Annotated in this window: 11 protein-coding genes; 9 read left to right on the plus strand and 2 right to left on the minus strand. The window is 41.6% G+C overall.

The features are described from left to right. Nucleotides 1–30 precede the first annotated feature (30 nt). Nucleotides 31–1,830, minus strand: a complete 1,800-nt coding sequence (uvrC, locus tag GR160_RS08845) for an excinuclease ABC subunit UvrC (protein ID WP_160749498.1) — start codon at nucleotides 1,828–1,830, stop codon at nucleotides 31–33. A 422-nt stretch (nucleotides 1,831–2,252) separates the two neighbouring features. Here uvrC and GR160_RS08850 point away from each other — a divergent pair, with 422 nt between their 5' ends. The 9 genes from GR160_RS08850 (at nucleotide 2,253) to GR160_RS08890 (ending at nucleotide 13,498) form a co-directional block, all read left to right on the plus strand. Next, on the plus strand, nucleotides 2,253–3,215 hold the full coding sequence (locus GR160_RS08850) for a succinylglutamate desuccinylase/aspartoacylase family protein (protein WP_160749499.1): 963 nt from the start codon (nucleotides 2,253–2,255) through the stop codon (nucleotides 3,213–3,215). A gap of 32 nt (nucleotides 3,216–3,247) precedes the next feature. After that, a complete protein-coding gene (locus tag GR160_RS08855) occupies nucleotides 3,248–3,784 on the plus strand; it encodes a hypothetical protein (RefSeq protein WP_160749500.1) in 537 nt (178 codons plus the stop codon). A 357-nt stretch (nucleotides 3,785–4,141) separates the two neighbouring features. Continuing rightward, nucleotides 4,142–5,299, plus strand: a complete 1,158-nt coding sequence (locus GR160_RS08860) for a homogentisate 1,2-dioxygenase (protein WP_160749501.1) — start codon at nucleotides 4,142–4,144, stop codon at nucleotides 5,297–5,299. Nucleotides 5,300–5,547: 248 nt separating this feature from the next. Further along, nucleotides 5,548–6,708 (plus strand): 4-hydroxyphenylpyruvate dioxygenase, encoded by a 1,161-nt coding sequence (gene hppD / locus GR160_RS08865; RefSeq protein WP_160749502.1) that lies wholly within the window; start codon nucleotides 5,548–5,550, stop codon nucleotides 6,706–6,708. Nucleotides 6,709–7,014: 306 nt separating this feature from the next. Continuing rightward, nucleotides 7,015–7,782 carry a DUF3108 domain-containing protein gene (locus tag GR160_RS08870; RefSeq protein WP_160749503.1) on the plus strand — a complete coding sequence of 256 codons (768 nt, stop codon included), beginning with the start codon at nucleotides 7,015–7,017 and terminating at the stop codon, nucleotides 7,780–7,782. Nucleotides 7,783–7,784: 2 nt separating this feature from the next. Further along, nucleotides 7,785–8,720 carry a tryptophan 2,3-dioxygenase family protein gene (locus GR160_RS08875; RefSeq protein ID WP_160749504.1) on the plus strand — a complete coding sequence of 312 codons (936 nt, stop codon included), beginning with the start codon at nucleotides 7,785–7,787 and terminating at the stop codon, nucleotides 8,718–8,720. A gap of 20 nt (nucleotides 8,721–8,740) precedes the next feature. Beyond that, on the plus strand, nucleotides 8,741–9,985 hold the full coding sequence (locus tag GR160_RS08880) for a peptidoglycan DD-metalloendopeptidase family protein (RefSeq protein ID WP_160749505.1): 1,245 nt from the start codon (nucleotides 8,741–8,743) through the stop codon (nucleotides 9,983–9,985). A gap of 5 nt (nucleotides 9,986–9,990) precedes the next feature. Continuing rightward, nucleotides 9,991–11,634, plus strand: coding sequence for a glucose-6-phosphate isomerase (gene pgi / locus GR160_RS08885; protein ID WP_160749506.1), 1,644 nt, complete (start codon nucleotides 9,991–9,993; stop codon nucleotides 11,632–11,634). A gap of 187 nt (nucleotides 11,635–11,821) precedes the next feature. Continuing rightward, nucleotides 11,822–13,498 (plus strand): ABC transporter ATP-binding protein, encoded by a 1,677-nt coding sequence (locus tag GR160_RS08890; RefSeq protein WP_160749507.1) that lies wholly within the window; start codon nucleotides 11,822–11,824, stop codon nucleotides 13,496–13,498. 135 nt (nucleotides 13,499–13,633) lie between these two features. Here GR160_RS08890 and GR160_RS08895 read toward each other — a convergent pair whose 3' ends face one another. Then, nucleotides 13,634–14,572 carry a HipA domain-containing protein gene (locus tag GR160_RS08895; protein WP_160749508.1) on the minus strand — a complete coding sequence of 313 codons (939 nt, stop codon included), beginning with the start codon at nucleotides 14,570–14,572 and terminating at the stop codon, nucleotides 13,634–13,636. Nucleotide 14,573 lies beyond the last annotated feature (1 nt).

The raw sequence follows: 14,573 nt of genomic DNA on the forward strand, positions 1-14,573 counted from the left end.
TGGAATTGTAATTTAATGTGCAATTAATGTTTAGCTACTGTTTTTAGCCTGGTAAAATTCCGTTATTTTTTTGGCTTTGGCAGGGCCAACCACTTTGGCAATTTCATCTTCAGACGATGCAGCCATACGCTTAACCGATTTAAAATGGGTTATGAGCGTAACCATGGTTTTTTCGCCAATGCCCGGTATGGTCTCTACCGATGTTTTTAGCGCGCCCTTGCTGCGTTTGTCGCGGTGGTGGGTAATACCAAAACGGTGTGCCTCATTGCGCAGGTGTTGTATAATTTTTAACGTTTCGCTTTTCTTGTCAAGATATAAAGGTACCGAGTCGCCCGGATAAAAAAGTTCTTCCAGTCTTTTGGCGATGCCAATAATAGTTACTTTGCCCCGCAGGCCAAGATCGTCTAAACTTTTCAATGCCGATGAAAGCTGGCCTTTACCACCATCTATAATTATAAGCTGTGGCAGCGGCTGGTTTTCTTCAAGCAGGCGTTTGTATCTGCGGTACACCACCTCTTCCATACTGGCAAAGTCGTTAGGACCTTCAACGGTTTTTATATTAAAATGGCGGTAGTCTTTTTTGCTGGGTTTGCCATCTTTAAAAACCACACAGGCACTCACGGGGTTCGTGCCCTGGATGTTACTGTTATCAAAACACTCAATATGTCGGGGCTCTTCGGGCAGGCGCAGGTCTTTTTTCATCTGTGCCATAATGCGGTTAGTATGCCTGTCCGGGTCAACTATCTTTTCCTGCTTAAGCTGGTCCATCCTGTAAAAACGGGCATTGCGCTCGCTTAGGTCTAAAATTTGCTTTTTATCTCCAAGTTTGGGTACCGTTACAGTTATCCTGTCGCCCAGATCTATAGGATAGGGCACCAATACTTCTTTACTCATAAGGTTAAAGCGATCGCGAAGCTCTACCACTGCAAGTTCTAAAAGCTCTTCGTCAGGTTCATCGAGCTTCTTTTTAATTTCCATAGTATGCGAACGTATAATAGCCCCGTGGCTTACCTGAATAAAATTCACATAAGCCATGGTCTCGTCGCTGATTATGGTAAACACGTCTATATTAGAAATGCGCGGATTGAACACCGTAGAGCGCGCCTGATAACTTTCAAGAACTTCTATTTTTTCTTTAATGCCCTGTGCCTCTTCAAAGCGCATATCGGTTGCAAGCTCCATCATTAGCTTCTTAAAATCTTTAAGGCTTTCTTTAAAATTACCTTTCAATATCTGGCGAATAGCCTCTACATGATGTTGATAAACAGCAAGTTCTTCGTGGCCTTCACACGGGCCTTTGCAGTTGCCCAAATGATATTCGAGGCACACTTTATATTTGCCCGACTGTATGTTGTGCGCACTGAGGTCGTAGTTGCAGGTGCGCAGCGGATACAGTTCTTTTATAAGGTCCAGCAGTGTGTGCACGGTTTTAAAACTGGTATAGGGACCAAAATATTCGCTGCCGTCCTTAACCACATTGCGGGTAGAGAACACACGCGGAAAAGCCTCTTTTTTAATGCATATCCACGGGTAAGTTTTATCGTCTTTGAGCAGCACGTTGTAGCGCGGCTGTAGTTTTTTTATCAGGTTGTTTTCCAGTAGCAGGGCTTCGCTTTCGGTAGGCACTACTATGTGCTTAACGGTAACAATTTTGCGCACCATTACGCGGGTGCGGCCTACCTCGTGCACCTTATTAAAATAAGACATCACCCTCTTTTTAAGGTTCTTTGCCTTGCCCACATAGAGCAGTTTCTCGTCCTTGTCAAAGTATTGGTAAACGCCCGGGCTGTCGGGCAGAGTTTGTATTTGTAGTTCCAGCGGAGTTTGCATGTAACAAAGTTAAAAAACATTATCCATAAGTTCAGTTATGGTTACAAATAGTATAGCTAATTCAACATGCCTTTTATGTCTCATGTTCGTCGATCGCTTATGTGCTATGACACAAAGATGCGCAGAGGGAACGCAGAGATTCTCAAAGAAAAACATCTAAACTATGCATTTAGAGATTATGCCCAGGCATGAGTTCACGGAGCTAACGCGCTGCCATATATATAACAGTACTCCTTTGTGTTCCTGCAACAAAGTTGCAAACTCTCTTTGTGTATCTCTGCGCTCCCTCTGCGCATCTCTGTGGTATAGCCTGTAAAAATGAGGCCACACTTACAAAGTTAAAAAACAAATCGATACCTATAAACGGCAAAAAATGGGTATTGTTACATCAAATTACTATTTTTATGGCTTAACAACTGCCTATGAGCCATAAAGATATTACTATACTTGGAGAAAGCATACTGCCCGGCGAGGGTAAAACTATTAATATGGAAATTGCCCGCCTGCACACCATGACCAAGCTTAAAATACCTATAATTGTAGAGCGCGCAAAGCTGGACGGCCCCGTGGTGCTGTTTAGCGCAGGCCTGCACGGCGACGAAATAAACGGGGTAGAAATCGTTAGGCAACTTATTGTGCGCAAGGCCAACAAACCCAAGCGCGGTACCATTATATGCATTCCGGTAATTAATATTTTTGGGTTCGTAAACAAAACAAGGGAGTTCCCTGACGGGCGCGACCTTAACAGGGTTTTTCCGGGTAGTAAAAAAGGATCGCTCGCCAGCCGTTTTGCCTGGTATATTTTAAAAGAAATAATTCCGCATGTAGATTATTGCATCGACTTTCATGCCGGGGGAGCCAGCCGTTTTAATGCACCGCAAATTCGCATCGTACCTAATAATTCTGAACTTAAAGAGCTGTCAGATATTTTTAATGCGCCTTTTACACTCTATTCTAAAAACATCCCGGGCTCTTTCAGGAATGCATGTGGAAAATTAGGTGTAAAAATGCTGCTGTTTGAAGGTGGTAAATCGTTAGATATTAATGCCGATGTTACTAATGAAGGTGTACATGGTGCCAAGCGTTTTTTGCAGCATTTTGATATGCTGAACCCACAAAAAAGAGTGAAAGAAGCAACATCTGCGCCTATTTATATACAAACTTCTACATGGGTGCGGGCACGCTACAGCGGACTGCTGCAAAACCCTGTACCGGCAGGCAGCTATGTAAACAAAGGCGATGTTATTGCGCTTATAACCGACCCGTTTGGGAAACTCGAAAAAAAAGTAAAAGCCCCAAACAGTGGCTATATTATAAACAGCAACGACAGCCCTATTGTCTATCAGGGTGATGCGATTTTTCATATAAGCCAGAAGGTGGGATGATAAATAATTAATTTAAATAAACGAATATATTCATGACTTTTGAAATTCCTTTTGACACTTCTGTGTATCAAAGAAAAAATAAATTATTTTTTGATTCGGCCTTAGCCAAAACAAAAAAGTCAATTAAACGTTTTCTGATTACTTCCGCTATTTTTATAGGTTTAGGCACTTTAATGGTTATAGGAAAAAGTTCTTCAGGAAGTTTTTATATAATCCTGGGCAGTGTATTACTCATCATCCCATATATTCAATACACTTTTCTTAAAAAAAGCAAAAAGAAAAACCAAGAATATATCGAGAAAAACATAAAATATAGCATTGAAAATAAAGAAATTACCACTATTAAATTTCAAGAAGATTATTTTAGCTATAAAGATTCAAAAATGGATTTCAATTTAAAATGGATAAATTTTTCTAGCTACAAAAACATTGATGAAATTCTATTTATGTATACAAATTTGGGAATACATTTTACGATTGCTATCAATGAAATAGGTAGAGAGAACTTCGTTAAAGTGCTTAATTTTTTAGAAAAAAAGAATATCAAGATTACACCAGACCTTACTTAAATAGTTAAAGTCGTTACAAGAAACTAAGCGATCCTTGTGCGAGATTCTTGCTCGTACCCAAAAGACAAATAACATTAAGGAGGCCTCATTCAAGCATAGCTTCTTAAAATCAAAACCTACACTAAACCCATTCTTTTGTTATCAATATAACAATCCCTAAACTCCTACACCGATTTCTGTTGTTGAATATTTATTTTTATCTGAAAAAAGAAATGTAAAATTAAATTTTTCCGATATTTGTTATATGAATATGCAATGGCAGGGTTTATTGCCCCATTTAAAGTATTTGATAAAGCGCAGTCCCGAATGAGCGGCCTGTGCCTATAGCATCATTGTATCATTTTAAACTACACACCAATGCCTATATATCATAAACTGGGGGATTTTCCTCAAAAACGACACGTACAGTTCGAAAAGCCAAACGGTGGCTTGTACTACGAGCAGCTTTTTGGCACAGAGGGGTTTCATGGTCACTCATCACTGCTGTATCACGTGCACAGGCCTACACAGGTAAAAGAGATTTTAAGATCTTACTCTGTAGAGCCTGAAATTGCCATCGACAAGAACATTAAATCGCTACTTTTTAAAGGTTTTGAGCTAAAACCCGAAGCCGATTTTTTAGACAGCCGCAAAGCCATGCTTGTAAACCGCGACTGTATTATTGGACTTGCTGCTCCACAGGAGTCACTTCGCAGCTATTTTTATAAGAATGCCGACAGCGACGAAATGCTGTTCATCCATAAAGGTACCGGAACACTGCGCACACTAATGGGCAACATTCCGTTTGAATATGGCGATTACCTTATTATTCCGCGTGGCATGATCTACCAAATAGATTTCGACACAACAGATAACCGCCTGTTCTATGTAGAAAGCCACTCACCTATTTACACTCCAAAGCGTTACAAAAACCAAAGCGGACAGCACCTGGAGCATTCTCCGTTTTGCGAACGCGACTTTAAACTGCCCACCGAACTGGAAACGCACGACGAAAAAGGCGACTTTCTTGTCAAAATAAAAAAAGAAGGCATGTTGCATGAAGTGATGTATGCCACGCATCCGTTTGACGTTGTGGGCTGGGACGGCTACAATTTCCCGTATGCCTTCAGTATTCATAATTTCGAACCTATAACGGGGCGTGTACACCAGCCGCCTCCGGTGCACCAAACTTTTGAGACCGATACTTTTGTAGTGTGTTCGTTTTGCCCAAGGCTTTATGACTACCACCCTAAGAGTATTCCGGCTCCTTACAACCACAGCAACATAGACAGCGATGAGGTTTTGTATTATGTAGACGGCGATTTTATGAGCCGCAACAACATAGAGCAAGGCCATATAACCCTGCACCCTAAAGGCATACCTCACGGCCCCGCACCGGGAGCCATGGAGCGCAGCATTGGCAAAACCATAACCGAAGAGCTTGCCGTAATGGTAGACACGTTCCGTCCGCTAATGGTAACCAAAGAGGCTATGGGTTTGGATGATGGAAAATATTATAAAAGCTGGGTAGAGTAAAGGCCTCACTTGAATAAAAAGGCCTCACCCCCAGCCCCTCTCCAAAGGAGAGGGGTGTAGCTTCACTCAAATGTGCTTACTCATTCGGCATGAGTGTACTTGCTCCTCTCCTTTGGAGAGGGGCTGGGGTGAGGCCAAAAGAAACTTTAGAGTTTGAGTGAAGGTCCTCCCTCCCCTTCGGGGAGGGTTGGGGTGGGGATAAAAAAATAAAAACAACCCGGCACACACCGGGATTTAAAACATAAACTATGAGCAACGAAATTAAAAGTGTAGAATATGGCCTTGAAAAAATATTTGAAGGCGCACAGGACTTTCTTCCCCTTATGGGAACAGACTATGTAGAATTTATTGTAGGCAATGCCAAACAGGCTGCCCATTATTATAAAACCGCATTCGGGTTTCAGAGCGTGGCCTATGCAGGGCTCGAAACCGGGCTTAGAGACCGCGCCAGCTATGTGGTTAAGCAAGACAAGATCCGTTTTGTGTTTACCACACCACTAACCGCTGACAGCGAGCTTAATAACCACATTGTAAAACATGGCGATGGCGTAAAGGTAGTTGCCCTATGGGTTGAAGATGCACGCAAATCGTTTGAAGAAACCACTAAGCGCGGCGCTAAAGTGTACATGGAACCAACCGTTGAAACTGATGAGTTTGGCGAAGTGGTGCGTGCAGGTATTTACACCTATGGCGAAACCGTACACATGTTTGTAGAGCGCAAAAACTATAACGGCACATTTTTACCCGGCTACAGGGAGTGGAAAAGCGACTACAACCCTGCCCCAACCGGACTAAAATATGTAGACCACATGGTGGGCAACGTGGGCTGGAACGAAATGAACACCTGGGTTAAATGGTATGAAGAGGTTATGGGCTTTGTAAACTTCCTGTCTTTTGACGATAAGCAAATTACCACTGAATACTCGGCACTGATGAGTAAGGTAATGAGCAACGGCAATGGACGTATAAAATTCCCTATCAACGAGCCTGCCGAGGGTAAAAAGAAATCGCAGATAGAAGAATATCTTGATTTTTATGGCGGCCCGGGCGTGCAGCACATTGCCATTGCTACCGATGATATTATTAAAACCGTTAGCGACCTTAAAAGCCGTGGTGTAGAATTTCTTTCGCAACCTCCTCAAGCTTACTATGATGCCGTACCGGCACGCCTGGGCGGACACAAAGATGCCTTTAAGGAAGACATTAAAGAAATACAAAAACTGGGCATTATGGTAGATGCCGATGAAGAAGGCTACCTGCTGCAAATTTTCACCAAACCAGTAGAAGACCGCCCAACACTTTTTTATGAAATTATACAGCGAATGGGTGCCCGTGGTTTTGGTGCCGGAAACTTTAAAGCGCTGTTTGAGAGCATAGAACGCGAACAGGAACTGAGAGGAACATTATAGAAACGCAATATTTTTGAAAATAATTCAACAATGAGCCATATTGAAGCTATTTATTTTGAAAATGTTAGTTAAACTTAATTTTTGATAAAAATAATTCAAAAATAGATGTACCTTTGCACTCGCAAAAAGATAAGATGATAGTTGGTTAAATCTTTTTGTAGGTAAATTTTCATAATTTATAGTTTTTGGTTGGTTAATAGCATAAAAACCCGGTCTTTATTTTGGACTGGGTTTTTTTGTTTAGTAAATTTGGAACAGAAATTGCATTCTTGCGTTTATACAAAAACCCAACATATAAAATTTACTATGAAAAGATTACTTGCAATTATCATGTTTTTTGCTGTAGGAGATGTTTTTTCGCAGGATGCATTTAAAACCGGAGAGTTCTTTAAATTTCGAATACACTATGGCATTGTAAACGCCGGATATGCCACCCTTGAAATTAAGGAAGCCGTGCGCAGCAATAAAAAGGTGCACCACGTGGTGGGCAAAGGCTTTACTACCGGCATGACTAAATTTTTCTTTAAGGTAGAAGACAATTACGAAAGCTATTTTGACAAAGGTACGGGCAAACCCTACCAGTATGTGCGTAAAATAGACGAAGGCGGGTATACCAAAAACCAGGAAGGCTTTTTTAATCAGGACAACAATACCGTACTGGTAAAAGACTATAAACATAAAACCCAAAAAACCATTTCGGTTACAGAGAATGTTCAGGACATCGTTTCGGTGTTTTACTACCTGCGCAACCATTCTGCTGTAGACAAGATGAAAGTAGGCGAATCGATAGGAGTAGATATGTTTTTTGATGACGAAGTCACAAAATTTAAACTCAAATTTATTGGCAGGGAAGATATAAGCACTAAATTTGGCACCGTAAGCACAATGATGTTCAGGCCACTTGTACAGGCCGGACGTGTGTTTAAGGAAGAAGAGAGTTTAACCGTTTGGATATCAGACGACGAGAATAAAGTTCCGCTTCGCATAAAGGCCAGCCTTGCTGTAGGTTCGCTTAAAGCCGATCTGGACGAATACAAGGGTCTTGCACATACCCTGAAAATAAAATCTAAATAACAATGATGGAGATTACATCGCCAATAGCTGAAAAGCTTGAGGAACTGGAAAAAAAATTCAGTGCAATAAACCAAAAAACAGAAACTCATTTGGAGGGTTTACTGTGGTCTAAACCTATTACCTACTGGGATTATATAAATACTGATGCCCTGCTGAACCTCCAAATACAGCGCACAACACTGCCCGACGAAATGGTGTTTATAATGTATCACCAAATCAATGAGCTGCTGTTTAAAATGATACTGTGGGAAACCTCCCAGCTTTGCCACACCGATATGCCTACTACCGAATTTTTTACGGAAAGGCTAATGCGCATAAGCCGCTATTTTGATATGCTTACTACATCATTCGACATTATGGGCGATGGCATGGAGGTAGAGCAGTACATGAAATTCCGCAATACACTTACACCTGCAAGTGGTTTCCAGAGTGCACAATACCGCCTTATAGAGTTTAGCAGCACCGATTTGATAAACCTTATAGACTACCGTTATCGTGCCACTATAGACCGCAATACTCCTTATGAGCATGCCTTTGAACACCTGTACTGGCAGGCTGCCGGGAAAGACTACCATACGGGCGAAAAATCATATTTGCTGCAGGAGTTTGAGCGCAGGTATAAGGCAGAATTTATTCGCCACATGGAAGAATACAACACTATAAACATTTGGCGTAAATTTAAACAGCTTCCGGCCGAAAGCCAGGCAAACCCTGAGTTGGTAAAAGCTATGCGCCATTACGATTATACAGTTAACGTTACATGGGTAATGGGTCATCTTAACACTGCCAAAAAGTATATAGAGAGCACATCAGGCCCACAGGAGGCAACGGGTGGCAGCGACTGGAAAAAATACATGCACCCAAAATACCAGCGAAGGATATTTTTCCCTGAATTGTGGAGTGAGGACGAGCTTCGCAACTGGGGAGAAAATGTATAACGGACAAAACAAGGACACTTTTGAGATATTTTTTAGCTATACTGACATTTTTAACCCTAATAGCCTGTAATAATAAAGAACAAGAAAAACAAAAGCCACAAAAAGCAACCGTAAAAAAAGAACCTATTGTTAAAGAGTTTGGCTTTACGCTAAACGATTTTAAGGTTGTGCGCGACACTATACAGCGTGGCGATACGTTTGGGCATATTCTTGGCGAAGAGGGTTTTGATGCAGGGCAGATACATACCATTACACAACAAATTAAAGACACTTTTGATCTTAGGGACATCAGGGTAGGAAAGCCTTATACCCTTCTCAAAGACAAAAAAACACCAAACGGGCTAAAAGCTTTTATATATCAGCCGGACAATCTTAGCTATTATGTTATAGACCTTAGAGACAGTATTCCGCATGTAAAAAAAACCGTAAAACCCATAACTGTAAAAAGGCGCATTATTACTGCAGAGATAGAGGGTTCGCTTGCCGAAACGCTTAACAAAGCCGGGGCTGGCCCTGCGCTTGCACACGAGCTGAGTGAAATATATGCCTGGAGTATTGACTTCTTTAAAATACAAAAAGGCGATAAATTTGCTGTAGCAGTAAACGAACGCTTTATAGACGATACTATTTATGCCGGAATTGCCAATATAGAGTCGTCTTACTTTGAATATAAAGGCAAAAAAATATATGCTTTCCCTTTCAAACAAAACGAGAACGACAAGAAAGCCTCGTTTTATGACGAAGAGGGTAAGGTACTGAAAAACATGTTCCTTAAGGCACCGCTCAAATTTAGCCATATTACCTCAAGGTTTTCGCCTAAGCGTTTCCACCCTGTACAAATGCGCTGGAAAGCCCATAACGGTACTGATTATGCCGCTCCGCACGGAACCCCAATCATGACCACGGCAAGCGGTGTAGTAGAGCGCACCGGATATACATCGGGGAACGGAAATTTTGTTAAAGTAAAACACAACCGCACCTACTCTACCCAATACCTGCACATGAGCAAGATTTTGGTAAGACAGGGTCAGCGTGTATCGCAGGGCGATGTTATTGGCCGTGTAGGAAGTACAGGTCTTGCAACCGGCCCACATGTGTGCTATCGTTTCTGGAAAAACGGTGTGCAGGTGGATGCCCTCAGGCAAAAACTGCCAAATTCTGAACCTATGGACGCTAAGCATAAGCCAAGGTTTATTGCCTACATGACCCCTTTAAAAAAAGAGCTCGACAGTATATCTAACATAAAATTTAACCCCAAAAACTAAGACCAATGGCATTACAAAACACAAACCCCACAGCTACTGCCGCATGGCAGGCACTGAGTGACCATTTTGCCGAAATGCAGCATGCCTCTATGCAGGAAATGTTTGCTGCCGACTCTCAAAGAGCACAGAAATTCCATATTAAATGGAACGATTTTCTTGTAGACTATTCTAAGAACATTATCAACGCACAAACTTTAGAGCTGTTACAAAACCTTGCTAAGGATGTAGACCTTAAAGGGGCTATAGACAGCTATTTTGGTGGCGATACCATAAACCGTACTGAAGGCCGCGCTGTGCTACACACGGCTTTACGCGCTCCTGAAAGCGCTAACGTGCTTGTAGACGGCGTTAATGTATTGCCGGAAGTTTATGCTGTTAAAAACAAAATAAAAGCCTTTACGGAAGAAATTATAGGCGGTGCTAAAACCGGCTATACAGGCAAACCGTTTACTACTGTAGTCAATATAGGTATTGGCGGAAGCGACCTTGGCCCTAACATGGTGGTTGAAGCCCTGAAACATTATAAAAACCACCTTGAGGTTAAATTTATAAGCAATGTAGACGGAGACCATGTTGTAGAAAGCCTTAAAGGTCTTGACCCTGAAACTACGCTGTTTGTAATTGCATCAAAAACTTTCACAACACAGGAAACCCTTACCAATGCAGAAACTGCCCGTGAGTGGTTCTTAAAGACCGCTACACAGGCCGATGTTGCCAAACACTTTGTGGCCGTTTCTACAAATATTAAAAAAGTAACCGAGTTTGGTATAGATGAGGCTAACATTTTCCCAATGTGGGATTGGGTTGGCGGACGTTTTTCTTTATGGAGTGCCGTTGGTTTATCTATAGCACTTGCTGTAGGATTCGACAACTTTGATGCGCTGTTAGAGGGTGCCAACGAAATGGATGTTCATTTTAAAGACACTCCGTTTGAGCAAAACCTTCCGGTAGTGCTTGCATTGCTTAGCGTGTGGTACAACAACTTTTTTGGCGCCGAGAGCGAAGCCCTTATACCTTACACCCAATACCTGTCTAAGCTTGCACCTTATTTGCAACAGGGCATTATGGAGAGCAACGGTAAAAGCATAGGCCGCGATGGTAAACCTGTAAACTATCAAACGGGTACTATTATTTGGGGAGAGCCAGGCACTAACTCGCAACACGCATTCTTCCAGCTAATACACCAGGGAACAAAACTTATCCCAACCGATTTTATTGGTTTTGTACAACCGCTGTATGGCAATCAGGACCACCACAATAAACTGATGTCTAACTTTTTTGCACAAACCGAAGCCCTTCTTAACGGCAAGACCGAAGCTGTGGTTCGCGCTGAGTTCGAAAAAGCAGGCATAGCACAGGATAAGGCCGATTACCTTACTCCGTTTAAAGTATTTACAGGCAACAAACCTACAAATACATTGCTTATTAAAAAGCTTACGCCAAAAACCCTTGGCTCACTTGTAGCTTTATATGAGCACAAGATATTTGTACAGGGTGTTATATGGAACATTTTTAGCTACGATCAGTGGGGTGTAGAACTTGGCAAGCAACTGGCCAACTCTATACTTGACGAAATTGTGAGCGGAGAGGTTAAACAACACGACAGCAGCACTACTTTCCTTGTAAAAGAGTTTCTTAGTCAAAAATAGTTTTGAGTTAGCAGTTATTGGTTGATAGCTGACAATCAAGTTACAAATACAAACCCCAAAGTTTAAACGCTTTGGGGTTTTGCTTTTAATTACTCTGTGTCGTATTTCTTTTGTACCACAGCCTAATACTGATGTTTTTGTATATTTACACCAAACCAACAACTAGCAACTAACAACCAACAACAAAATGAACCTGCTCCATATAAACCATGTAACACTTTCGGCACGAAAAGAAGGCCAGTGGGTACCTATTGTAAAAGACAGCTCATTTGTGCTGCACCAAAACGAGATATTGGGCATAGTAGGAGAATCAGGTTCAGGTAAATCGGTTACGTCACTGGCGGTGATGGGACTGCTGCCCAAAGGCATTTTAGAGATTACCAATGGTACGATAGAATTTGAAGGTAAAAATATATCGGCTCTAAGCCAAAAAGAACTGCGCAGCCTGCGTGGTAATGATATCGCCATGATATTCCAGGAGCCAATGAGCTCGCTCAACCCGTCGCTTAAATGCGGATTTCAGGTTGCTGAGATTTTAAAAGAACACACACAACTATCTGATAAAGATATTAAAGCAACCGTGCTGGCGTTGTTTGACAAAGTAAAGCTGCCCAATCCCGAAAAGATATTTGAACGCTATCCGCACGAAATATCGGGTGGGCAAAAGCAGCGCGTAATGATAGCCATGGCTATTGCCTGCAAACCTAAAATACTTATTGCCGATGAGCCTACCACCGCGTTAGACGTTACCGTGCAAAAAGAAATTATCCTGCTGCTTAAAGAACTGCAACAGGAAACAGGCATGAGCATTATTTTTATAAGTCACGACCTTTCACTTGTAGCCGATATTGCCAACCGTGTACTGGTTATGTATCGTGGTGAAATTGTAGAGCAGGGCAATGCACAGGACATTTTTACAAACCCAACACATACATATACTAAAGCATTGATAAACTCACGCCCATCGCTCGATGTGCGTTTGGAACGCCTGCCCACTATACAGGATTATCTTGCCGGAACCGTAAATTCTACCGAAATAACCCCACAACAGCGCGAACAAAAACATAAAGAACTGTACAGTCAGCCTGCTTTGTTAGAAGTAATTAATGTAGAAAAAGAGTATGTATCGTCTGCCGGACTGTTTGGTAAAAATGTAAGCTTTAAGGCTGTCAACGATGTAAGCTTTAAACTATATGAGGGCGAAACTCTTGGCCTTGTGGGCGAATCGGGTTGTGGCAAGTCAACTCTTGGCAATGCTATATTGCAACTGGACAAAGCCACTGCCGGTAAAATTTTATACCGTGGCAAAGATCTTACAAAACTATCGGTAAAAGAGATACGCGAACTGCGCAAAGAAATACAGATCATTTTTCAGGATCCCTATTCATCGCTCAATCCGCGCATAACGGTGGGCAAAGCTATTATGGAACCCATGCAGGTGCATAAACTGTATGCCAACGATAAAGAAAGGCGCGCCAAAACCATAGAGATACTAAACCGCGTTGGTTTGGGCGAAGAGCATTTTAACCGCTATCCGCACGAATTTAGCGGTGGGCAAAGGCAGCGCATTGGCATTGCCCGAACCATTGCGTTACAGCCTAAACTTATTGTTTGCGACGAGTCGGTTTCTGCATTAGATATTTCGGTACAGGCACAGGTGCTTAATTTGCTCAATGAGCTTAAAGAGAACTTTGGGTTTACTTATATATTTATTTCGCACGACCTTGCCGTGGTTAAATACATGAGCGACCAGGTGCTCGTAATGAATAAAGGTAAAATTGAAGAAATAAACGAGGCCGATGCCCTCTATGCCCATCCGCAAAAAGAATATACCAAGAAGCTTATCGCTGCGATACCGCATTAAGGGTATTGGGTGTTGGGTAGCAGGTGTTAGGCGTTAGGTATTGCGAATTGAAAAAACAAACCCCGATAGTATTTTTAGGAAGTTTTAGCATGGTTAAAAACTCTTGAATCACAATAAGAGATAAAGTATATATTTTTATGAGAATAGTTGTTTATACCTTCCATTGAGCAATTCGATATACTTTTCCTGCATGTCTTTTGATAAAAAGCTCTGCTCTATAAAAGCTATAAACACTGGCTGCAGCTTACTAAATCTTTTATAAATATGCTCCAGCGGCTTTTCCTGTATGTGTAACGCCCCTGCAAGTACATTAAAGTCATTTCGCTTCAGTTTGCTTTTTTTACCATTTATATTAAGGGCTGATTCTTCTTTATCATCAGGAATAACCAATGCCGTGTTTAGTAAATCATAAGCTGGTGAAAACTCATATTCACCCAAAGCATTTTCTATTAGGCTATAGTTCTTCAGGTGCATATCAGCGTTACCGGTTAGATAACAAAACAACACTGTTTCAAATAAACGCTGCGCTTCAAAACCCTTATTAGTTGTGAAGTTATTGGCAAGCCTGCCAACCTTTTCAATAGAACCCCGATATTTATGCTCGGTAAGGTTTTCACTCAACTGGCAAAAATCTTCAACGGCAATTTTTACTCCGTTCTCTCTGTCAAACCGTTTAGTGAGATAGGCCAGCTCACCCGAACTCAACCGGATCAAGGAATGTTTAGCCGTTCTGATTTTTGCCAGTTCTGCAAGGTGCATTGTCAAATCCTCGTTTTCCGGCAATTCCTTGTATTCAGACGATGGCGGTTTTAAGATATAATCGCCCTGCAAGCCAACGATAGTTAATCGCGATGATTCATTATTGCTTTTTTCTAAATTCAATGATAGTTTAGGCTGAACACCTGTTACAGCAACACTCTTTATAACAATTTGCTTTGCCAGCTCTTCTAACTGTTTTAAGTCAAAATCAATGATAGGCTGTTTTTTTGTACCAAACATCTTTTTGACACATGACGGATGAAAATCGGTTTCAATTCCATTTAATAACTGATAGCAGTATAAACACTTTTCCATT

This window comes from Flavobacterium sp. Sd200 (assembly GCF_009826935.1).
In the GTDB taxonomy this organism is placed as follows: domain Bacteria; phylum Bacteroidota; class Bacteroidia; order Flavobacteriales; family Flavobacteriaceae; genus Flavobacterium.